This is a genomic window from Sphingorhabdus contaminans, assembly GCF_007280415.1.
In the GTDB taxonomy this organism is placed as follows: Bacteria; Pseudomonadota; Alphaproteobacteria; order Sphingomonadales; family Sphingomonadaceae; genus Sphingorhabdus_B; species Sphingorhabdus_B contaminans.
On sequence record NZ_VKKU01000002.1, the window covers coordinates 1,221,851 to 1,242,762 of the forward strand.

Consider the following 20,912-nt stretch of genomic DNA (forward strand, 5'->3'; position numbering starts at 1 on the left):
TCAGATCGCACCGACATCAAAAGCATCGAGCAAACCTTCGCCATGTTTCGAAACAACTGTTTCGGACTGGGTGAGCTCATCGATGTTGATCTCGCCATAGGCTTCCATGTGGTCGACAAAGAATTTCCAATTGCGATAGGGCATGAAGATATAGCCGATGCCCAGCGTGCAGATGATGATCGCCATGTTGGCGAGAAAGAAAAGGATCCAATCCGGCGCACGGGCGCGAAAGTCGAATTCCAGTTGATGGAGACGCAGGCCACCCACAGCGAGACGGAAATATTTGCTGTAAAATGCAAGGGCCGCCAGTGGCAGGATGATGTAGAGGCTTAAAATGGCGAGGACGATAATAATGCCTCCCACGGCCATACCGGCGCCACCTACTGCGCCAAGTTGGTCACCCGACGCCGCAGCAACGATGGCCATCGTAAAAATGCCTGCAACCAGCAAAAATGGCACCAAATAGAAAAGAAGATACCGCTTCATAAGCGGCTTCCAGTCCGCATTGGCTTCAAAGCGGTGCGGGCCAAAGCTCATCGCGTTCCAGCGTTCGTTCCACAAGGATATCATTGACCAGGGTACCAACAGGAAAATCGGCAACCAACCAACGAAGCTTTTCCACATATAGGAAATTCCGTAGCCAAATCCCGGATCGTCACTTCCCCCGCGAATACCGCGCCAATATGTGCGGCTCAACCGGTAGCGAAGTGCGCGGAAATAAGCGACGCCGCTCAGATAAAATAGCATTAGAAACATCACGAGCGTAATCACGCCGGCGATCAGTGTCTCCCCACGAAAAATCAGTCCCTGGGAAATGAGCTGGATGACGATCAGCGGAAGACCGAGCAGCAAGAAGACCATGATGAAGCCGATAAACAGCTCCATACCTTTGCCGGTCCATTCCAGGCGTTCGTCAATGAAGTCGGTTTGCGCCCACAGATATTCGCGTTCGCGCGTCGTTGCCCAAAAACGGTAAATGCCCAGAGTGACAATAGTCAGCAAAAGGTTGGGAAATGCAATTTTGGCGAATTCCTGCCAGCTTCCATGGAAACGGAACGCGCTGTGGCGCTGTGTCAGGTCTTCACTCATAAATATATCGCCCCCAAATATCCGGCAAAACATGCGCGGAAGGGCTTGGACTTGTCAAGAAAAGCAATGCCGAAGGGGCGACGCGCTTCGACAAAAGCGCGTCACCCACTCGCTTATTGAACGGTTACCGTCACGGCACGGCGGTTTTGGGCCCAGCTTTGTTCGTCGGATCCTAGCGCTTGCGGACGTTCTTTGCCGTAGCTGACCGTCTGGATCCGGCTGGCATCAACGCCAACGGAAATCAGATAATTCTTCGCAGAATTTGCCCGACGCTCTCCCAATGCAAGGTTGTAATCGCGGGTACCGCGCTCGTCCGCATGACCTTCGACGGTAATGCGGGTGTTAGGATAGCGGGCAAGCCATTGAGCCTGCCGTTGCAGGGTAGCTTGGTCTTCGGTGTCCACATTGAACCGGTCGGTGTCGAAGAAAATGCGATCGCCGAACTGGCCAACCGTTTGCAGGAAATCTTCCTGGCTTCCCGGAACAATCGCACCTGTCGTTGGCGTTGTATCGGTAGGTTGCGTTCCATAATCCGTGCCGTCGGCCGCGGGTGGCAGAACATCCACTTTCTTTTTGCCGCAACCCGCGACGAGCGCGGTGGAAGCCAGCAATATTGCCGCCATCTTGACTGTGTTGCTTTTCATCAGCTTACTCCTTTTTCTCAGCCCCGCTTGTTATCCAGATAGTAACGCCCTTAAGGCAAAACAGGTCCCCACGCCGGATCGGAACCGTCGACTGGTGTCGGCAACTTGCGTTCGTTCGAACCGGTCAAGTCTACCTGCCATATGCTGGTTTTGCCACTTCCTTTCTCCGTGCGGAAAAACTGGATGACACGGCCATTGGGAGCCCAAGTGGGCGCCTCATCCTGCCAGCTATCGGTCAGGAGGCGTTCTCCAGAACCGTCCGGACGCATCGTGCCGACGCGAAAATCTCCCGCGATACGTGTGTAAGCAATCAAGTCGGCGCGCGGGCTCCATTCGGGTGTGGCATAACGGCCCTGACCAAAGCTGATCCGGCGCTGGTTTGTGCCGTCGGCGTTCATAACGTAAATCTGCTGGCTGCCGGAACGATCGCTTTCAAACACGATCTGACGGCCGTCGGGCGAAAAGCTTCCGCCAACATCGATGCCGGGGGAACTGGTCAGCTTTATCGGCGTGCCGTTGCCCGATGCGGAGATTTTATAAATGTCGGTGTTACCCGATACTGCCATGGAATACAGGATTGTCTGGCCATCGGGTGACCAACGTGGCGCGAAAGTCGGATTTCGTGACTGGGTAATCAACCTCTGCCTTCCGGCATCGATATCATAAACATAGATGCGCGGGTTACCGTCGACATAGGACAGATACAGGATGGATTTGTAGTTGGGCGAGAAGCGCGGGGTCAGCGCGGTCGATTGGCCATTGGTGATGAAACGGTGGTTGGCACCGTCTGAATCCATGATGGCGAGGCGCTTGACCCGTTTGCCCTTGGGTCCTGTTTCGGCAATGTAAGCGATACGGCTGTCAAAGAAGGGCAGTTCGCCGGTGAGTTTCGAATAGATCGCATCCGCACATTTATGCGCGGCCCTGCGCCATTCACGCGGCGGCACATTAAAGCCCAAGCGGGTCGTTTCGTTGCCAAAGCCAACATCATAGAGGTAGCAGCCTACGGTCAGATTGCCGTCGCCGCCCACGCGGACGAAGCCCTGCACCAGTTGTTCGACCGGACGGGCTTTCCAATAATCAAATTGCGGTGCGGTGACTTCGGGCAGGGTAATTACGCGCAGGCCATTGGGCCCTTGCGTTTCAAACACACCTGAGGCGCGCAGGTCGGACGAAATCACTTCTGCAATCTGCCGCCCAAGAGCGGTACTGTTGCCTGCAGGGGTGTCGGCTGGTGAAGGCGCAACGAGGGCAGGGACAGCGATAGATCGGGTTTTAGCCGTATCAAATTCGACGAGTTCCGGCTCATCAGTTGCCAGAGTAGGAACTGCCGCAGGGGCCTGCGCCTGAGCAACCACAGGCATGAGGAAAAGCGCAAAAAATGCGGCTAGTTTCAGGTGCAGATTTTTGGGCATCATTGTTGTCATTCCTTTGTTGCCTTGTCCTTACCCTGTTGCACGAAGCCGAAGTGCGTGGGTCTTCCATATATCATGATATTCCGGGTCCAGCCCCTCAAAGGGAGATGCCGCACGAACTGCCTGCAAAATACAATCTTTGAGCGGGGCTGCCTGAGGCTGGTTGCTGTCGTTGACGCCGACCTGCTTGTCAAAACGCACCGAGGTCAGGCGGCCGGATGGCTCAAGATTGAGTGTAACGAAGGTTTCGATCTTGTTGATCTCAACTCCCGAAGGCGCACAAGCGCGGACGCGGCTGCGGATCTGGCTTGCAAGCGAGACACTGACAGACCGCCGAACCTCGGATGCCGTCTTGGCTGCCGGGGTTCCAACTGCCTTGCCTGCGCCGGGCGCCTTGCCGATCGCGTTGATGCTGTCTTCGAAGCTTTTGCTCAGCCCGCCGGGCTTTGCAGGGGTTGTGCCTTTACCGCTTTTTGCAGGGGCGGTGTTTGTCTTTGCAGGGGGCTGCTTTACGGCCACTTTCTTGGTGGCCGCCTTTGCCGGAGGCGGCGTTTCGCGGGGCAAGGGTTTGGGTACAGGCTTGGCCTGTGGCTTTTCGACCGGCCGCTCGATCTGCATCGCAGGGCTCAGGGGTGGCTCTGCCGGTTCGGCCTCAGCGGGGGCGGGGGGTGCGGATTCTTCCTGGATTGCGTCCGGGGCAGTCGAGACTTCGGCAATCTCACCGACCAGCGAGACCGAGATGGCTTCGGGCTTGGCAATAGGTTCGGCGGACATCATCAGCCCAAGCGCCATCGCGCCCAGCAGTACGACATGGCCACCAACGGCAGCGCCTAATCCCAGTTTCTCCGCCCGGTCCATCGCTTCACTACCTAGTTTTCACCAGATGAACCTGTGGTGACCAGACTGACACTGTTCAGCCCTGCACGGTTCAACTCACCCATCACCCGCATCATCTGGCCGTAGCTGATCGACGTATCGCCACGTAGCATGATCTGTCGTGGCGTTTTGGCATCCTGTGCCGCCGCAATCTCTTCCAGCCTTGCCGGCAGGTCGTCCGGGCTGACTTCGGTGCCGTCGATGAACGTCACGCCATCTTTGTCGATAGCGATCTCAATCGGTTCCTCCTTCTGGTCCAAGGCATTTGCACGGCTTTCAGGAAGCTCGACCGGCACGCCAGTGACCAACAGGGGAGCCGTGACCATGAAGATAATCAGCAGCACCAGCATGACATCGACCAGCGGAGTAACGTTGATCTCCGCCATCGGCGCGCGTCGTCCACCCCTGCCGCGTCTGCGTCCACCGCCCGAGGAAAGGTTCATCGCCATCAGTTGCCGTCCCGTTCCAATTCACGGCTCAAAGTCCCGTGGAAACCGTCGGCAAAGCGGCCCATGCGCGCTTCATACTGATTCAACCTGTGCGAAAAGCGGTTGTAGGCGATGACCGCCGGTATTGCGGCAAAAAGGCCGATTGCGGTCGCAAACAATGCCTCGGCAATTCCAGGGGCGACGACGGCTAGCGAGCTATTCTGTTCGGCGGCGATGGCTGCAAAGCTGCGCATAATGCCCCAGACCGTGCCAAATAGACCAACAAAGGGCGCGACGGATCCTGTTGTCGCCAGAAAATTCAAGCGGTTGGCAAGCTTGTCGGTCTCCGCCGCAATTGTGGCGTCCATCGCTGTTGCCAGCCGTTCGCGCGTTCCGGCGCGGTCAATATTCCGGCCATTGGTTGAACGCCGCCATTCCGCGACCCCGGCGGTAAAGACACGCGCCAGGGGCAGGTCGCTTTTATTATGGCCGTTGTAAAAGCCGTCAATGTCGCTGCTCGCCCAAAAATCGCGCTCAAACTTTTCCGTTTGGTTGTTGATGCGGCCCATCTTCAACGTGAAACTGATGATGATCGTCCAGGCCCAAATACTGGAGAGCGCCAATCCGATAATAACGGCCTTGACCACCCAATCGGCGTCCATGAACAGGGTGATGGGCGAAAAATTTACGGCCTGTGCTGCTAAAACCAGATTCATGGGCGTCCTTATACTTCTTTTCGGTTCAAGATCGGCTGGAACGCTGCCACCCAATCGGCGGGTTGGCGGCGCGGTTTGCCGTCGGGGGATACGAAAGCGGCTGTGACGGTCGCTTCTACCAATATTTCACTACCGCGCGTGACTGTTTGATGAATGTCGCAACTGGCGGCGCGAACCGCCTCTACGGTGCTGACTACAACAAGCGCGTCGTCAAAATGTGCCGGACGGCGATATTTAAGTTGCATTTCGGTCACGGCATAGGCGCCTGCGCCTTCTTCATGCACGCGCCTCTGGTCGATGCCGACGCACGCCAACATGTCCGAGCGCGCCCTTTCCATGAAGTGCAGGTAGCGCGCATGATAGACTACGCCCGAAAAATCGGTGTCCTCAAAATACACGCGGACCGCAAAATAATGCCGCGTGCCGTCAAAATGGCCTTGATAGGGTTGGGGCGGGGACATCGGCCAATGGCTTACCGCAAGGATTCACAGACCGAAAGGGGGTTTGGCTTGCAAATCCTCAACTTATCGCCCGAAAGAGTCGGTCTGCCCCCTATTTATCAAACAACCCATCCTGCAAACCGGCAGGCGGGTTGAGACCCAGATGCTTCCATCCCGGGGCATTGAGGGCACGGCCACGTGCGGTTCGGGCAATGAGGCCGAGTTGCAACAGATAGGGTTCCACAACATCCTCAATTGTATCGCGCGGTTCGGACAAGCCTGCGGCCAGCGCCTCGACACCGACTGGTCCGCCCCGGTATATATCGGCAATCATATGCAGATACCGCCGGTCCATTGTATCCAGTCCGAGGGCATCGACCTCCAACCGGTTCAGCGCGGCATCCGCAATTTTTGCGGTAACTACCGGTTCACCCGCAACATTTGCGAAGTCGCGTACACGGCGCAGTAAACGGCCGGCGATGCGGGGGGTCCCGCGTGCGCGCTTGGCAATCTCATTTGCGCCGTCGGGCGCAATGCCCAGATCAAGCAATCGGGCGGCACGGGTAACAACCAGTTCCAGTTCGGCATGGGTATAAAAGTTTAGCCGCACGGGTATACCGAAGCGGTCACGCAAAGGTGTCGTTAGTAATCCCTGACGTGTTGTTGCACCAACAAGGGTGAAGGCGGGCAAATCGATCCGCACCGACCGCGCCGATGGCCCTTCGCCGATCATGATATCAAGGGCGCGGTCTTCCATTGCGGGATAGAGAATTTCCTCAACCACCGGACTCAGCCGGTGGATCTCGTCGATGAACAGGACATCGCCATCTTCCAAATTGGTCAGCAGCGCGGCCAGATCGCCGGATTTAGCAATGACCGGACCTGACGTGGCGCGGAATCCCACGCCCATTTCCTTGGCCACAATCTGCGCCAATGTAGTCTTGCCCAAGCCCGGTGGTCCGAAAAACAGGACATGGTCAAGGGGTTGCCCGCGACCTTTCGCTGCCTCGATAAATACCCGCAAATTATCCCGTGCCGCCGCTTGCCCCACAAATTCGGCAAGCGTCTTCGGACGCAGCGCAGCATCCATATCTTCGGGGCGCTTGTCAGGCGTGGTCAGGCGATCATCTGGGTTCATCGTGCAGCCTTTTTCAGCGCCAATCGGACCAGAGCATCGAGCGACGCATCGGCCCCCAGTTCCTCAACCGCCGAAGCTACGGCAGTGCTCGCCTCGGCCGGTTTGAAACCCAGATTTGCAAGGGCCGACAAGGCATCGCCTGCATGGCCGCCGCTCGCCGTCCCGCTGGACATCAGTTTTGCACCGCCGCCAATGCCCGCAAGTGCGCCGACCTTATCCTTTAATTCATTGACGATCCGGCTGGCGAGTTTGGGACCAACGCCATTGGCACGCGCGACCATCGCGGCGTCGCCGCTGCCGATTGCAAGCGCGAGATCCTGAGGTTCGATGGCGGATAAAATGGCAAGGCCTACTTTCCCGCCTACGCCTTGTACGCCTGTCAAAAGGCGAAACCAGTCGCGTTCTTCGCGGGTTGCAAAGCCGATGAGGCGCATATCGTTTTCGCTAACCTGCATTTCGGTGAATACCGTAGCGAAGTCGTCGGCCTTTCCAAGCGCGGCCAATGTCCGCGCGCTGGCCTGTACCAGATAGCCAACGCCATTTACGTCAATGACAAGATGGTCCACGCCCGTTTCGTCAATCCGGCCATACAGCTTTGCGATCATGTCCGCCCCTTCATGCTGGACGGTTAGCGTGCCCATGACTCGAGGGCAAGAAAAAGGAGAACAAGAGGCGAACTTTACACGGCCTTTCCTTAGGCACCAAAGGAAGCTATCCGGAAGAGGGAAGCTGGGGGTCTTATGCGGATATTATTTACCACGGGAATTTTACTGGCGGCGTTGATCATGCCGCATCAGGGTCAAGCGCAAACGGCCGATCCGGAAGATGCCAAGCCTTGCAACGAGGCTGAAGTCATGATGTTGCTGGGTACGAATAGCAAGGCAACCGACTATTTGCTCGCCTGCGCTCAAGTTCCGAACCAGACGCCGTTCAAAATCGCAAAATCCCGGTTTCGCCGGTTCCAGCTTTTGCAAGACATGGAACAAATGGCACTGGCCGAAGCGGAACTTGTTGCACTGACAACGCCACCACTTTCCGAAGCCGAAGTATTTTCGGGTACGCCCAGTGGTGCGATAATTTTTGGCGGCAAACAGTCCATTGGAGCGACCCAGGTAGCATTGCTAGGGGCACGCGCCAGTTATCGGGTGTTTGATAAAGATCTTACTGCGGGCGTTCCCCTGGCCGACAGGGCGATTGCTCTTGCAGGGCATGATCCGGCTTTTGTGTTCGATGTTGCTTCCGCTTATGCGGCCAAGGCCAAGGCCGCTTATCTGCAGCAAAACACAACCGAAATTGTCACAAACAGTGTTCGTGCCTATTTGCGCGGGATAGAAGATCCGTGGATAAACGATGTAATCAAGCAGTTGCCGCTTGAAACCCAGGCTGCGCTGCAAACGCAGCGTGCTTCATTGCGCGAAGGTGCAGGGGCCTATGCCTTTGCCATCAGCCCGCAGGCGCAAACACCCGACAAGATCGAAACGGCCAAGCGCGTCGTTGCGGAAGGCGCGGTAGCCGTGAAAGCACTAGAGGATTTTGAGCACAACCAGTTGGGCTTGCCCTAGTTTTTCAACCCCGGATATGATGGGCGTGGGTAATCGCGACGGCCAGTGCATCGGCGGCATCCGGACCGGCCAGTTTGAGGCCCGGTAGCAAAATGCGCAGCATCGCCTGTATCTGTTCCTTATCGGCCTTGCCCGTGCCGACGACCGATTTCTTAACGAGTCGCGCGGCATATTCGGTAACAATTACTCGCGCCTTCGCCGCCCCGAGCAGGACGACACCGCGAGCCTGACCCAGCTTCAACGTGGATTGCGGGTTCTTGTTTACGAACACTTCTTCGACGGCGACCGCATCGGGACGGAAGCTGTTAATTACGGCGTTCAACTTTGCATCCAGCAGGAGCAGGCGGTTTGCCAGCGGCAACTTGGAATCCGTTTCGATTTCGCCATTGTCTATATGGGAAAGGCGATTGCCTTCCTTGCGAATGACGCCCCAGCCGGTTGTGCCCAAGCCGGGGTCAAGTCCGAGGATAATCATCCAAGCTTCGCCATGACCTCGTCGGACATGTCGTAATTGCCCCAGACCGTCTGCACGTCATCATCGTCTTCTAACGCATCGATCATTTTCAGCAGGGTTGCGGCGTTAGCTTCGTCAACTTCCACGAGGATTTGCGGTTTCCAGGCAAGCTTCGCGCTTTCAGCTTCGCCAAGGGTTGCCTCAAGTGCCTTCGACACTTCGTGCAAGCTGTCCATTGCGGTCCAGATGCTGTGTTCGTCTTCACCCGACTCCACATCTTCGGCACCAGCTTCCAAAGCGGCTTCAAACACATGGTCGGCATCACCAACGCTGGCGGGATAGGTGATGAGGCCCATACGGTCGAAGCCGTGGCTCACCGCACCTGATGCGCCAAGATTGCCGCCATTCTTGCTGAATGCCGTTCGGACATTGGTTGCTGTCCGGTTGCGGTTGTCGGTCAGCGCTTCGACAATGACCGCTACGCCGCCGGGGCCATAGCCTTCATAGCGCACTTCTTCATAATCTTCACCGCCGGCTGCACTCGCCTTGTCAATCGCACGCTGGATATTATCCTTGGGCATGGACTGGGCCTTGGCTGCGTTGACCGCCAGCCGCAGGCGCGGGTTCATGTCGGGATCGGGCATCCCCATCTTGGCCGCCACGGTAATTTCGCGGCTCAGCTTGGAAAACATGGCTGAGCGTTTTTTGTCTTGCGCGCCCTTGCGATGCTGAATGTTTTTGAATTTACTATGGCCTGCCATGGCTCTTTTCTTTGAAGCTAAAGTGAACTGAAGGCGCGCCCTTACATCAGGGACGGGGTCGAGGGCAAGCCGAGGCCTTAACCCAGCTTCACCGCGGTGCCCGATGCGGTGACCATCAGCATCGACCCTTCTTTGCCCAGCACTTCATAATCGAGGTCAATTCCGATTACAGCATCCGCACCCAGATTGCGGGCCTCGTCCGCCAATTCGGCCAGAGCGGTCTGGCGGGCGTCGCGCAGGGAGCTTTCATAAGCGCCCGAGCGGCCGCCGACGATGTCGCGGATACCTGCGAACAAATCCTTGAAAATATTGGCGCCCACAATGACTTCGCCCGTTACGACGCCAAGATATTGGCGGACGGGTTGGCCTTCGATGGTGGAGGTAGTGGTCATCAGCATAAGGAAATTCCTTTTTTGGGGGTGGCCCCTTATGCCAGACCCAACGCCGACTTGTAAGTGTCAAGAACGGCTTCCATCTCTTGCCGGTCATCATTGCTCATTTTGCGCAAGCGGACGATCTGGCGCATGATCTTGGGGTCATAGCCCTGGCTCTTTGCTTCGCTGTAAACGTCGCGAATATCGTCGGCGATGCCCTTTTTCTCTTCTTCCAGCCGCTCGATACGCTCGATAAAAAGACGCAGTTGATCGGCGGCGACATTGCCATCGGACATGATGTTCTCCTGTTAGTTGGGTGGGCACCGATGGTTGTCGGCGGCCCGAATCAGATTGCCCACCGCTTAATGCGACGCGGCATTCTTCGCTATGCTTTCCTGCATACGTTGCAGCTTTTCCGGTGTCGCCTCGCTTTGATATCGGGCTTTCCATTCGCTTGCCGGCATGCCGTGGATCAGTTCGCGGGCTTCGTCCTTGGTCAAGGTGCCATCGGCCTCCATAACCCAATCCGCCAAGCAGTTGCGGCAGAAACCGGCCAGGCCCATAAGGTCGATATTCTCGGCGTCATGCCGGTGCTGCAAATGCGCTACGAGTCGGCGGAATGCGGCAGCAGCGGCCTGGTCGGTCAGTTCTTTCATCCGTGAATACCTATTCTTGTTACGTGAAGGCCTTTCGCCCTGATTCCCTTGTGCTATAGCCGCTCACGAAACGATTTCCAGTAACGGAGCGGATGCTTGACTCAATATACGAAACCACGTGCCCGCAAGGTGCGTATTCTCGCCACGCTTGGTCCGGCCAGCGATACGCCCGAGATGATAGAGCAGTTGTTTCTTGCCGGCGCCGACGCTTTCCGCATCAATATGAGTCACGGCGAGCAAGCCGACAAAGCGAAACTGATCGAACATATCCGCGGACTTGAAAAGAAATATGCAAGGCCGACAACGATCCTTGTTGACTTGCAGGGGCCGAAATTACGCATCGACAAATTTGCCGGGGGCAAGGTTGAGCTTAAAACCGGCGCAAAATTCATATTGGATGCCGATAAGAAACCCGGAGACGCCAGTCGCGTCTATTTGCCACATCCCGAAATTTTCGCTGCTCTTGAACCCCAGACCCGGCTGCTGCTGGACGATGGCAAAATGGTGCTGCGTGTATTGACCGTAAGCCCGCAGCGGATCGAAACACAAGTCGAAGTGGGTGGCATGCTGTCTGACCGCAAAGGACTGAACGTTCCCGATGTAGTCGTACCGGTTGCCGCGCTGACCGAAAAGGATCGGTCGGACCTTGCTTTTGCCGTGTCACAGCATGTCGACTGGATTGCGATGTCCTTTGTGCAGCGTCCCGAAGATGTGGCCGAAGGCAAGAAACTGATTGGCGGAAAAGCATCATTGCTGGCGAAGATCGAAAAGCCGGCGGCGATCGGACGGCTGGAAGAGATTTTGGAACTCGCCGATGCGGTCATGGTGGCGCGCGGCGATTTGGGGGTCGAATTGCCCCCCGAACAAGTGCCGCCCTTGCAGAAGAGGATTGTCAGCACCGCCCGGCGCATGGGCAAGCCTGTAGTTGTCGCGACGCAGATGCTGGAATCGATGATTACTTCGCCATCGCCTACACGCGCTGAGGTATCGGACGTCGCGACAGCGATCTACGACGGTGCAGATGCAATTATGCTATCGGCCGAAACTGCTGCTGGTGCCTGGCCGATTGAAGCGGTGTCGATTATGGACCGGATTGCAATGCAGGTCGAAAGCGACCCGGATTACCATGCCCGTGTCCAGTTCACCAAGATCCGTGCCGATGCGACAACTGCCGACGCCCTCGCCGCGTCGGCGGCGCAGATCGTGCAGACCATCGACACAAGTGCCATCATCTGCTTCACGTCGTCCGGATCGACGGCACGGCGGATCGCGCGCGAACGGCCTATGGTGCCGGTGCTGGTGCTAACGTCGCATATTGCAACCGCGCGGCGGCTGGGCCTGCTTTGGGGCGCGCATAGTGTAAGAACCAAAGATATCGGAAGCTTTGAGGAAATGGTCGCCAAGGGCCGCCGCATGGCGCTGCGCCACCATTTAGGGACAGCAGGTGCCCGGATCATCATCATGGCGGGCGTTCCCTTTGGTACGCCGGGTTCGACTAATGTGCTGCACATCGTCCGCCTGACCGGGGACGAGCTAAAAGGTCACTGATAAATCTAAGCCGGGATCAGCAGGCTGCTGTCTCCATAGCTATAGAACCGGTAATCGTTAGCGATGGCATGTGCATAAGCCGCCTGCATCGTCTCGCGACCCATCAGCGCACTTACCAGCATGAACAGCGTCGATTTCGGCAGGTGGAAGTTGGTCATCAGGCCCTGGATAGCCTTGAACCGGTAACCCGGCGTGATGAATATGTCCGTATCGCCAGAAAAGGGACGGATGGTTCCTTCTTCATCCGCCGCACTTTCAATCAACCGGAGCGATGTCGTCCCCACCGCGATCAGCCGTCCGCCATTTTCGCGGACACTGTTCAGGCGATAGGCCGTGTTGCTATCGATCTGACCCCATTCATGGTGCATACGGTGCTCGGTCGTGTCGTCCACTTTGACCGGAAGAAAAGTCCCCGCACCGACATGTAAGGTCAGTGTTGCTGTTTCTATCCCTGCTGCTTCAATCCCGGCCATCAGTTCCGGAGTAAAATGGAGCGACGCTGTAGGGGCTGCGACCGCACCATCCTTGTCGGCAAACATGGTTTGGTAATCCTGTGCGTCGCGTTCATCGGGAGGGCGCTTGCCTGCAATATAGGGCGGCAGCGGCATAGTGCCTGCACGTTCGAGCAGGATTTCTACCCGCTCGTTTCCTTCAAAATAGAGGGTGAAGCTTCCGTCCTCATGCCGCTCTTCGGCGACAGCGAGAACCCCGCGCCCGAAATCGACGGTTTCCCCGACGCGCAGCCTTTTGGCATTGCGAACAAAGGCCTGCCACCGGCGCAGGTCTACACGTTTATGCAGCGTGGCCCCAACTTTGGCATCGCCACGCGTGCCTTCCAGCTGCGCCGGGATTACGCGGGTATCATTGAAAATGAGACAATCGCCCTTCCGAAGTAGGTTCGGCAGATCGCGGACGCTATGATCGGAAAGACCTTCCTTGCCGCAGACATGCAACATGCGCGCGGAATCACGCGGTGACACCGGGCGGAGGGCTATCCGATCGGCAGGTAAAACGAAATCAAACAGGTCGACACGCATCGCAGGCAGGCCAGATAATCAGGATCCCGGTAGCGGATCAACCATGATCTGGGGTGTCGCCGGCAATTTGGGCGGTACATTGTCTGCGGCGATTGATGCCTGCAGAATCGTGCTTGGCGTCGCCGGAGGTTCGCCGCGCTCAATCGCATCTACAAACTGCATTCCGGACATGACCCGCCCGAACACTGTATATTTATTGTCCAGGCTGAAGCGTGGTTGGAAGCAGATGAAAAACTGGCTGTTGGCAGAATCAGGGTCGTTCGCCCGTGCCATCGACACGGTGCCGCGCAAATGGGGCATTTTGTTGAACTCTGCCTTCAGGTCGGGAAGCTGTGAGCCCCCTTGGCCCGTGCCTGTCGGGTCACCGGTTTGGGCCATGAATCCGTCGATCACGCGGTGAAACACGATTCCATTGTAAAACCCTTGACGCGCAAGTGTCTTGATCCGCTCGACATGCGCAGGCGCAATTTCAGGATAAAGCTGGATCGTTACCCTGCCGCCTGTCGAAAGGTCGAGATGCAGGATATTTTCAGGCAGGGCAGATGCCGGAGGTACCGGAACCGCAGGGACTGCCGCTGGCGCTTCCTGTGCCCAAAGCTTGCCGGGTATAAAAAGAGTAAAAGCAAGAAGAAGAGCGGTTATGGCACGGGCAATCGAGGGACAAGCAGGCATAAAGATGTGATCACTCCAAAATGAGGTTGTGCCGCTATTAACGAAACCCGCTGTCGCTGTCATGAATGAAATGCATTTCAAATGCTTCAGGCCGGCGTGAAGCAGCCCCGGCAAACTGTTGCATAAATGTTACATGCACCGATATTTCATGCTGCACGCCAGCAATTTCTTTGCGTGAAAAGTAGATTTAGGTCAAAGCGAGCCCAATCTGGAAGCATTCCGCTTGCCTTGCCGCGTGCCCGACGTGCGCAAAAAGAGCAGATTTTCCGGAGCATTAACAAGTTTTGCAGGCGCGTCCGAGGCGTCTGCGTGACCCAAATAGCTTATGGAGGGCTATACCGTGAAAACTACACGTATACACAAATTGAAATATGCCGCAGCGCCGCTTGCGATCGGCCTGGCGTTGATCTCGACGCCGTCATTCGCGCAAGATGCAGCTGACGAAGATGAGCCAGCTGGTGAAATCGTTGTTACCGGTTCGCTGATTCAGAACCCCAACCTTGTACAGTCGACTCCGGTCAACGCGACGACCGCAGACGAAATCGATCTTCTGCAGTCGAACGTTGCTGAAGAAGTCCTGCGCGAGCTGCCTGGCGTCGTCCCCAGCATCGGTTCGGCCGTGAACAACGGTAACGGCGGTGCGTCCTATGTCGACCTTCGCGGTCTGGGTTCGATCCGTAACATCGTTCTGCTTGACGGCAACCGCATTGCACCTTCGGGTCTTGCAGGTCGCGTCGACTTGAACAACATCCCACTCGCTCTGGTTGAGCGCGTAGACGCACTGACCGGTGCTGCTGTGACCACCTACGGTGCCGACGCTATTACGGGTGTTGTCAACTTTGTGACCCGCAAGGATTTTGCAGGCGTTGAAATTTCGGCCGGTACGCAGTTGACCGAAAAGGGCGATGGACACACCGTCCGTATCGACGCGACGGTTGGCGGAAACTTCGACGATGGTCGTGGGAATGCCGTCCTGTCGATCGGTTACCAGCAGGCTGACCCCATCTATCAGGGCGCCCGCGATTTCTCGCAGGTCCAGATCAGCAGCTTCACCGGTGGAGCTGGTGGTTCGGGTACTTCCATTCCTTCGCGCTTTTCGGGCACGCGTCCGCTTGTCGGCGGTACACCTAGCACGTTGCAGGCCCTGCTTGTTTCTGGCTACTCGACGACTGCAAACCCCAACTACAACCCAGCCAACCCGACCGACTTGGTGCTTGGTATAAACACCCCATTTCTCCCGATCTTGGCTGATGCAGGTGGTCTTGCAAACGGAGGCGTTCGCCAGGTTAACGCTGCTGGTCAAGCTGTACCAACATTCCAGACCTTTAACTTTAACCCGTTCAACGTGTTCCAGACGCCGTTCAAGCGTTTCAACATCTTTGCCCAGGGCAATTATGAAATCTCGGATGCCGTTGAAATCTACACACGTGGTATGTTCTCGAAGAACACCGTTGATACCATCATCGCACCTTCGGGTTCTTTCGGTGGCACGGTAACAATAAACCTGAACAACCCCTATTTGCCTGCAGCGCTGCGTAACCAGTTCTGCGCATTCAATACGGCTCCAGTTGTTTCTGGTGTTAACGCCGCAGGCGTCGCAACGTCAGGTCAAACGACTTACACACCGCGCTTTACGACTGCTCAATGTGATGCTGCAGCAACTGCGACCGGTCGTTCCGATCCAGCCTATCGTGAAGTCACGGTTACGCTGAACCGTCGTACTTCAGAAGTCGGTCCGCGTATCTCCAACTATCAGACCACGATTTTCGATTATCGTATCGGTGCTCGTGGCGGTATCACGGACAGCATCGACTGGGACATCAGCGGTGCCTATGGTGAATCGGAAAACATCCAGACCATCAAGAACTACACTCTTCAGTCGCGTTTCCGTGAGGCAGCACTGGCAAATAACACAACCACCTGCCAGAGCGGCAATGCGGCTTGTGTGCCCGTTAACTTGTTCGGACCTGAAGGTTCGATCACGCCTGCGATGGCAGCGTTCTTGACCGCAGACTCCACCACCATTGTTCGGACAACGCTGGCTCAAGCCCGCGGCACGATCTCGGGTGATGCAGGTTTTGCTTCGCCTTGGGCTGCTGAACAGGTTGGCTTCGCTGTTGGCGCTGAATACCGCAAATATGGTGCAAGCCAGGCATCGGATCTGTTGTCGCAGACCCCCGGTGAATTGGGCGGTGCCGGCGGTGCTGCTCCAAATATCGATGGCGGCTATGACGTCTATGAAGCGTTCGGCGAGATCATCGCTCCGATCGTGGAAGACAAGCCATTGTTCCACAGCCTGACCTTGGAAGCTGGTCTTCGTTATTCGTCGTACAATGTTACCGGCGCTGCGCAGCAGAACAAGACCACCACTTGGAAAGCTGGCGGTAGCTGGGAGCCTGTAGAATCGCTAAAGATTCGTGGTAACTACAGCCGTGCTGTTCGCGCTCCGAACATTGGTGAACTGTTCACGCCGCAAACCGTTGGTCTGACCAACCTTGGCGTTGACCCTTGCGCCGGTGCAGCACCGAATGCCAATGCTAACCTTCGTGCTATTTGTTTGGCACAGGGCGCTCCTGCAGGTTCGATCGGTTCGATCACAAATCCAACCGCAGGCCAGGCGAACATCACTGTAGGTGGTAACCTGAACTTGGCACCTGAAAAGGCAGATACCTGGACACTTGGATTCGTGTTCCAGCCTGACTTTATTCCAGGCTTCAACGTTTCGCTTGATTACTACAATATCAAGATTAGCAACGTTATCGGAACTGCATTGCCAGCGGATATCATTAACGCTTGCTTCGGAACAGTTACCGCAGCAAGCGCATCGACCGCAGCTTGCACCAACATCCGTCGTAACCCCATCACTGGCGGTTTGGACGGTGACCCTGCGACAACCGGTGGTCTGTTCGGTCCCACGAACAACCTTGGCAAGCTTGCAACCGATGGTTTCGACCTTCTTGCAAACTGGAAGGGTGACATCGGCTTTGCAGACCTGTCGTTGGCATTTGTTGGAAACTGGACACGTTCGTCCAAGTTCAACGCCAACCCGGCTGATCCGACATCGTTGAACCGCGAATGCGTTGGTTACTTCTCGGTCAACTGCTCGTTCACCGGTTCGATCCAGCCTGAATTCCAAACGTCGACCCGTGCGACCTTTGGCGTTGGTGACGTCGACCTGTCGTTCTTGTGGCGCTGGATCGATGCAGTGGAATATGAGCCTGCCGAAGTTGCAGCAGGTAACGGAATTCTTCCGCAATTCCGCAACATCCCTGCCGAACATTATTTCGACCTGACCGCACGTTGGAACGCGAGCGACAACTTCTCGTTCACCTTCACCGTGCAGAACCTGTTGGACAACAAGCCGTTCGTCGTGGGTAACACCGCCGGTTCGACTTCGTTCAACAGCGGTAACGTCTTCCCGTCGACTTACGACGCGCTGGGCCGCCGCTTTGGTGTTGCAGCCAAGTTGACCTTCTAATCCGGTCAACAACCAAGTTTGAAAGGGGGCGGGCAGAAATGTCCGCCCCTTTTTTGTGCTGATTTTGGGGCTGACATCGCATCTTGCGCGCAAGAGCCACTGTTGCAGAAATGCTACAGGCTTTGAAATATCCTAACCCAAACAAGCAATTCCTTTGTGTGGAAAATGGAATTGGGTCAAAGTGACACCGTTCCGGAGGCGTAACCTACGCCTTGCCGCGTGCCCGATGCGTGCAGATTAAGCAGAAGTTCCGGGGCATCAACAAGCTTTGCAATTGTAACTCGCAGACGCGTGATGCGCGTTTGCGCGACCCAAAAGCTTATGAAGGGACATATCGTGAAAAAGACACGCACCTACAAATTAAGATATGCAGCAGCTCCGCTTGCTATCGGTCTGGCATTGCTCTCCACACCATCTAACGCACAAGAAGCTAACGCTGAAGACGACAGCGCGGGCGAAATTGTCGTCACCGGTTCGCTGATACAGAACCCTAACCTTGTCCAGTCAACTCCGGTCAACGCAACGACCGCAGACGAAATTGATCTTTTGCAATCAAATGTTGCTGAAGAAGTACTGCGCGAACTTCCAGGCGTCGTTCCCAGCATCGGTTCGGCCGTGAATAACGGTAACGGCGGCGCATCCTATGTCGACCTTCGCGGACTCGGTTCAGTGCGAAACATTGTGTTGCTCGACGGCCAACGGATTGTGCCCGCCGATCTTCAAGGCCGCGTTGACCTGAACAACGTTCCCCTTGCCTTGGTCGAGCGTGTCGATGCGCTTACCGGCGCTGCCGTGACCACTTATGGCGCGGACGCCATCACGGGTGTTGTCAACTTCATCACCCGCAAGGACTTTGCAGGCGTCGAAGTTACAGGTGGTGCGCAAATCACCGAAAAGGGGGATGGTCAGACATTCCGCTTAGATGCGACGGTTGGCGGCAATTTCGACGATGGTCGCGGTAACGCGGTGCTGTCGATCGGATATCAGCAAGCCGATCCCATTTTCCAGGGCGATCGTGATTTTTCTTTTGAACAGATTAGCAGCTTTTCGGGCGGCGCATCAGGTTCAGGGACTTCAATCCCTTCGCGCTTTTCCGGTACCCGACCGCTTGTAGGTGGCGCACCAAGCACGCTACAGGAGTTACTTGTTGCTGGCTACTCAACGACAGTAAACCCGAACCACGATCCGTCCAAGCCGATTGATTTGGTTCTTGGAGTAAACACCCCGTTTCTGCCTATTTTGCGCGATGCGGGTGGTGTTGCGAACGGGGGCGTTCGCCAAGTTAATGCAGCAGGTCAAGCGGTTCCAACATTCCAGACCTTTAACTTTAACCCGTTCAACGTTTTTCAGACTCCTTTTGAACGCTTCAATATTTTTGCCCAAGCCAATTATGAAATCTCGGATGCAGTTGAAATCTACACCCGTGGCATGTTCTCAAAGAATACCGTTGATACGATCATTGCACCGTCAGGCTCTTTCGGCGGAACAGTGAAGATAAATCTAAACAATCCCTTCTTGCCAGCAGCGCTGCGTAATCAGTTTTGCGCGTTTAACGTAGCGCCATCTGTCAGCGGCCTCGACGCAAATGGCGCATCGCAGGCCGGGCAAACGGGATATATTCCTCTCTTTACGCCAGCCCAATGCGCTGCTGCTGCAACTGCTACAGGACGGAGCGATCCGAATTATCGTGAAGTCGAAGTGACGCTGAACCGACGCACGTCGGAAGTAGGACCCCGTATCTCAAACTACCAAACGACCATTTTTGATTATCGTCTCGGTCTGCGCGGTGCAATTTCGGATAGCATAGACTGGGATATTAGCGGAGCCTATGGCGAGTCTGAAAATGTGCAGGCGATCAAGAACTTTACGTTACAGTCGCGCTTCCGCCAAGCCGCGTTGGCTGATAACGCGACATCTTGTCAGAATGCTTCGAATGGTTGTGTTCCAGTCAATCTTTTCGGTCCGGAAGGCTCCATTACACCTGAAATGGCAGCGTTTTTAACTGCGGATTCTACAACGATCGTTCGCACGACCCTTGCACAAGTCCGTGGTACGGTGAGTGGTGAAACTGGTCTCGTCCTTCCTTGGGCAGCAGAATCTGTCGGCTTTGCGGTTGGCGGTGAATATCGCGAATATGGTGCTACGCAGGCATCGGATCTTCTCGCTCAGACTCCTGGCGAACTAGGCGGTGCGGGCGGCGCTGCACCCAATATCGATGGCGGTTATAATGTCTATGAGGCTTTTGGTGAAATCATTGCGCCAATCGTGGAAGACAAACCTCTATTTCATAGCCTGACTGTTGAAGCCGGGCTTCGCTATTCTTCATATAAGGTTGCCGGTGCGGTATCGCAGAACCAGACAACCACATGGAAAGCGGGCGCGAGTTGGGAGCCTGTCGAATCGCTGAAGTTCCGTGGAAACTACAGCCGCGCTGTTCGAGCGCCTAATATCGGGGAATTGTTCACGCCGCAAACGGTCGGTTTGACTAACCTTGGTGTGGATCCTTGTGCGGGTAGTGCGCCAACGACCAACGCCAATCTGCGTGCGATCTGTCTGGCCCAAGGTGCACCTGTTGGAACGATTGGTTCAATCACTAACCCAACCGCGGCACAGGCAAATATAACGGTTGGGGGAAATCTCAATCTCAAGCCTGAAAAAGCCGACACATTTACGCTAGGCCTTGTATTTCAACCGGACTTCGTTCCCGGGTTCAATATCTCGCTCGATTATTACAACATCAAGATAGACAGCGTTATTGGCACGGCAACACCGGGGGATATTATCGCGGCCTGTTTCGGCAATGTTTCCGCCACCAGCGCCACGAGTGCCGCGTGCACCAATATACGTCGGAACCCAATAACGGGCGGTTTGGATGGTGATCCGGCTACCACCGGCGGTTTGTTTGGCCTGACCAACAATTTGGGCAAATTGGCGACCGACGGATTTGACCTTCTGGCAAACTGGAAAGGCAACATTGGATTTGCCGACCTCTCGTTGAGTTTTGTCGGGAACTGGACTCGCTCGTCCAAGTTCAACTCGAATCCTCTGGATCCTAACTCACTTAACCGGGAATGTGTGGGCTTTTACTCGGTCAACTGCTCATTTACCGGTTCGATACAGCCTGAATTCCAAACATCTACCCGCGCGACTTTCGGCATTGGTGATGTTGATCTGTCATTTTTGTGGCGTTGGATTGATGCCGTCCAATATGAGCCTGCCCAACTTGAAGCAGAACGCAAAGCTGCAGATGCAGCAAATCGTAACGGCGCAGGTGTGTTATTGCCCGTCGATTTATCGCGGATTGGAAGACCAGGCTTCCAGGGCTGCCCTAACTTTGAAACGACCGATGACGGTGGCTGCTTGGTCGAAGAAGGATTCCGCCGGATCGGTTCGGAACATTATTTCGACCTGACGGCACGCTGGAATGCAAGCGACAATATGTCGTTCACTTTCACAATCCAGAATCTGCTGGACAACAAACCTAAGGTCGTAGGCAACACAATCGGATCGACGTCGTTCAACAGCGGTAACGTCTTCCCGTCGACCTATGATGCCTTGGGTCGCCGTTTCGGGATTGCGGCGAAGCTGACATTCTAATTCAATCAGCACGTAAACAAAATAGGG

General features: G+C 55.8%; 20 protein-coding genes. 4 read left to right on the forward strand and 16 right to left on the reverse strand.

Going from position 1 to position 20,912, the window contains the following annotated elements; genetic code table 11:
• The 9 genes from FOM92_RS14160 to ruvA form a co-directional block, all read right to left on the reverse strand.
• Window positions 1–1,089 (reverse strand): YjgN family protein, encoded by a 1,089-nt coding sequence (locus FOM92_RS14160; protein WP_143777465.1) that lies wholly within the window; start codon window positions 1,087–1,089, stop codon window positions 1–3.
• 113 nt (window positions 1,090–1,202) lie between these two features.
• Entirely contained in the window at window positions 1,203–1,733 is a 531-nt protein-coding gene (gene pal, locus FOM92_RS14165; protein WP_143777466.1) for a peptidoglycan-associated lipoprotein Pal, read from the reverse strand.
• 50 nt (window positions 1,734–1,783) lie between these two features.
• Complete coding sequence (tolB, locus tag FOM92_RS14170; protein ID WP_246087310.1) at window positions 1,784–3,160, reverse strand: Tol-Pal system beta propeller repeat protein TolB; 1,377 nt, start codon at window positions 3,158–3,160, stop codon at window positions 1,784–1,786.
• 18 nt (window positions 3,161–3,178) lie between these two features.
• Entirely contained in the window at window positions 3,179–4,006 is an 828-nt protein-coding gene (locus FOM92_RS14175) for a hypothetical protein (protein ID WP_143777467.1), read from the reverse strand.
• A gap of 11 nt (window positions 4,007–4,017) precedes the next feature.
• On the reverse strand, window positions 4,018–4,473 hold the full coding sequence (tolR, locus tag FOM92_RS14180) for a protein TolR (protein ID WP_143777468.1): 456 nt from the start codon (window positions 4,471–4,473) through the stop codon (window positions 4,018–4,020).
• Entirely contained in the window at window positions 4,473–5,168 is a 696-nt protein-coding gene (gene tolQ / locus FOM92_RS14185; protein WP_143777469.1) for a protein TolQ, read from the reverse strand. Before tolQ ends, tolR begins: the two co-directional genes overlap by 1 nt.
• A gap of 8 nt (window positions 5,169–5,176) precedes the next feature.
• Window positions 5,177–5,629 carry a YbgC/FadM family acyl-CoA thioesterase gene (locus FOM92_RS14190; protein WP_143777470.1) on the reverse strand — a complete coding sequence of 151 codons (453 nt, stop codon included), beginning with the start codon at window positions 5,627–5,629 and terminating at the stop codon, window positions 5,177–5,179.
• Between the two features lie 91 nt (window positions 5,630–5,720).
• Window positions 5,721–6,746, reverse strand: a complete 1,026-nt coding sequence (ruvB, locus tag FOM92_RS14195) for a Holliday junction branch migration DNA helicase RuvB (protein WP_143777471.1) — start codon at window positions 6,744–6,746, stop codon at window positions 5,721–5,723.
• Complete coding sequence (ruvA, locus tag FOM92_RS14200; RefSeq protein ID WP_143777472.1) at window positions 6,743–7,351, reverse strand: Holliday junction branch migration protein RuvA; 609 nt, start codon at window positions 7,349–7,351, stop codon at window positions 6,743–6,745. The genes ruvB and ruvA overlap by 4 nt, the downstream gene beginning before the upstream one ends.
• Before the next feature lie 135 nt (window positions 7,352–7,486).
• Here ruvA and FOM92_RS14205 point away from each other — a divergent pair, with 135 nt between their 5' ends.
• Window positions 7,487–8,308: a hypothetical protein gene (locus FOM92_RS14205; RefSeq protein ID WP_143777473.1), complete on the forward strand. Its 822-nt coding sequence runs from the start codon at window positions 7,487–7,489 to the stop codon at window positions 8,306–8,308.
• Between the two features lie 4 nt (window positions 8,309–8,312).
• On the opposite strand, the gene ruvC is transcribed toward FOM92_RS14205, so the two are convergent.
• The 5 genes from ruvC to FOM92_RS14230 all read right to left on the reverse strand — a co-directional run bounded on the left by ruvC (window position 8,313) and on the right by FOM92_RS14230 (window position 10,553).
• A complete protein-coding gene (ruvC, locus tag FOM92_RS14210; protein WP_143777474.1) occupies window positions 8,313–8,783 on the reverse strand; it encodes a crossover junction endodeoxyribonuclease RuvC in 471 nt (156 codons plus the stop codon).
• A complete protein-coding gene (locus tag FOM92_RS14215) occupies window positions 8,780–9,523 on the reverse strand; it encodes a YebC/PmpR family DNA-binding transcriptional regulator (protein WP_143777475.1) in 744 nt (247 codons plus the stop codon). Before FOM92_RS14215 ends, ruvC begins: the two co-directional genes overlap by 4 nt.
• A gap of 77 nt (window positions 9,524–9,600) precedes the next feature.
• Entirely contained in the window at window positions 9,601–9,921 is a 321-nt protein-coding gene (locus tag FOM92_RS14220; RefSeq protein WP_143777476.1) for a heavy metal-binding domain-containing protein, read from the reverse strand.
• A gap of 29 nt (window positions 9,922–9,950) precedes the next feature.
• The gene (locus tag FOM92_RS14225) at window positions 9,951–10,193 is read right to left on the reverse strand and encodes a DUF2312 domain-containing protein (protein WP_143777477.1); all 243 of its coding nucleotides are present in this window, start codon (window positions 10,191–10,193) and stop codon (window positions 9,951–9,953) included.
• Window positions 10,194–10,259: 66 nt separating this feature from the next.
• On the reverse strand, window positions 10,260–10,553 hold the full coding sequence (locus tag FOM92_RS14230) for a DUF1244 domain-containing protein (RefSeq protein ID WP_143777478.1): 294 nt from the start codon (window positions 10,551–10,553) through the stop codon (window positions 10,260–10,262).
• A gap of 96 nt (window positions 10,554–10,649) precedes the next feature.
• Between FOM92_RS14230 and pyk the strand changes: the two genes are divergently transcribed.
• The gene (gene pyk, locus FOM92_RS14235) at window positions 10,650–12,101 is read left to right on the forward strand and encodes a pyruvate kinase (RefSeq protein WP_143777479.1); all 1,452 of its coding nucleotides are present in this window, start codon (window positions 10,650–10,652) and stop codon (window positions 12,099–12,101) included.
• Window positions 12,102–12,106: 5 nt separating this feature from the next.
• On the opposite strand, the gene queA is transcribed toward pyk, so the two are convergent.
• The gene (gene queA / locus FOM92_RS14240) at window positions 12,107–13,138 is read right to left on the reverse strand and encodes a tRNA preQ1(34) S-adenosylmethionine ribosyltransferase-isomerase QueA (protein WP_143777480.1); all 1,032 of its coding nucleotides are present in this window, start codon (window positions 13,136–13,138) and stop codon (window positions 12,107–12,109) included.
• A gap of 18 nt (window positions 13,139–13,156) precedes the next feature.
• Complete coding sequence (locus FOM92_RS14245) at window positions 13,157–13,810, reverse strand: peptidylprolyl isomerase (RefSeq protein WP_143777481.1); 654 nt, start codon at window positions 13,808–13,810, stop codon at window positions 13,157–13,159.
• Between the two features lie 325 nt (window positions 13,811–14,135).
• Between FOM92_RS14245 and FOM92_RS14250 the strand changes: the two genes are divergently transcribed.
• Together FOM92_RS14250 and FOM92_RS14255 are read left to right on the forward strand one after the other, a co-directional pair.
• A complete protein-coding gene (locus tag FOM92_RS14250; RefSeq protein WP_211347411.1) occupies window positions 14,136–17,288 on the forward strand; it encodes a TonB-dependent receptor domain-containing protein in 3,153 nt (1,050 codons plus the stop codon).
• A gap of 321 nt (window positions 17,289–17,609) precedes the next feature.
• Entirely contained in the window at window positions 17,610–20,885 is a 3,276-nt protein-coding gene (locus tag FOM92_RS14255) for a TonB-dependent receptor domain-containing protein (RefSeq protein ID WP_143777881.1), read from the forward strand.
• Window positions 20,886–20,912: the final 27 nt, after the last annotated feature.

Coding starts and splice junctions, on each gene's coding strand:
- FOM92_RS14215 (WP_143777475.1), bottom strand. CDS start 9,523: ATGGCAGGCCATAGTAAATTCAAAAACATTCAGCATCGCAAGGGCGCG.
- FOM92_RS14175 (WP_143777467.1), bottom strand. CDS start 4,006: ATGGACCGGGCGGAGAAACTGGGATTAGGCGCTGCCGTTGGTGGCCAT.
- tolB (WP_246087310.1), bottom strand. CDS start 3,160: ATGACAACAATGATGCCCAAAAATCTGCACCTGAAACTAGCCGCATTT.
- pal (WP_143777466.1), bottom strand. CDS start 1,733: ATGAAAAGCAACACAGTCAAGATGGCGGCAATATTGCTGGCTTCCACC.
- FOM92_RS14160 (WP_143777465.1), bottom strand. CDS start 1,089: ATGAGTGAAGACCTGACACAGCGCCACAGCGCGTTCCGTTTCCATGGA.
- ruvA (WP_143777472.1), bottom strand. CDS start 7,351: ATGATCGCAAAGCTGTATGGCCGGATTGACGAAACGGGCGTGGACCAT.
- FOM92_RS14245 (WP_143777481.1), bottom strand. CDS start 13,810: ATGCCTGCTTGTCCCTCGATTGCCCGTGCCATAACCGCTCTTCTTCTT.
- ruvC (WP_143777474.1), bottom strand. CDS start 8,783: ATGATTATCCTCGGACTTGACCCCGGCTTGGGCACAACCGGCTGGGGC.
- FOM92_RS14220 (WP_143777476.1), bottom strand. CDS start 9,921: ATGCTGATGACCACTACCTCCACCATCGAAGGCCAACCCGTCCGCCAA.
- FOM92_RS14205 (WP_143777473.1), top strand. CDS start 7,487: ATGCGGATATTATTTACCACGGGAATTTTACTGGCGGCGTTGATCATG.
- FOM92_RS14255 (WP_143777881.1), top strand. CDS start 17,610: ATGAAGGGACATATCGTGAAAAAGACACGCACCTACAAATTAAGATAT.
- ruvB (WP_143777471.1), bottom strand. CDS start 6,746: ATGAACCCAGATGATCGCCTGACCACGCCTGACAAGCGCCCCGAAGAT.
- FOM92_RS14190 (WP_143777470.1), bottom strand. CDS start 5,629: ATGTCCCCGCCCCAACCCTATCAAGGCCATTTTGACGGCACGCGGCAT.
- tolR (WP_143777468.1), bottom strand. CDS start 4,473: ATGGCGATGAACCTTTCCTCGGGCGGTGGACGCAGACGCGGCAGGGGT.
- queA (WP_143777480.1), bottom strand. CDS start 13,138: ATGCGTGTCGACCTGTTTGATTTCGTTTTACCTGCCGATCGGATAGCC.
- tolQ (WP_143777469.1), bottom strand. CDS start 5,168: ATGAATCTGGTTTTAGCAGCACAGGCCGTAAATTTTTCGCCCATCACC.
- FOM92_RS14225 (WP_143777477.1), bottom strand. CDS start 10,193: ATGTCCGATGGCAATGTCGCCGCCGATCAACTGCGTCTTTTTATCGAG.
- FOM92_RS14230 (WP_143777478.1), bottom strand. CDS start 10,553: ATGAAAGAACTGACCGACCAGGCCGCTGCTGCCGCATTCCGCCGACTC.
- FOM92_RS14250 (WP_211347411.1), top strand. CDS start 14,136: ATGGAGGGCTATACCGTGAAAACTACACGTATACACAAATTGAAATAT.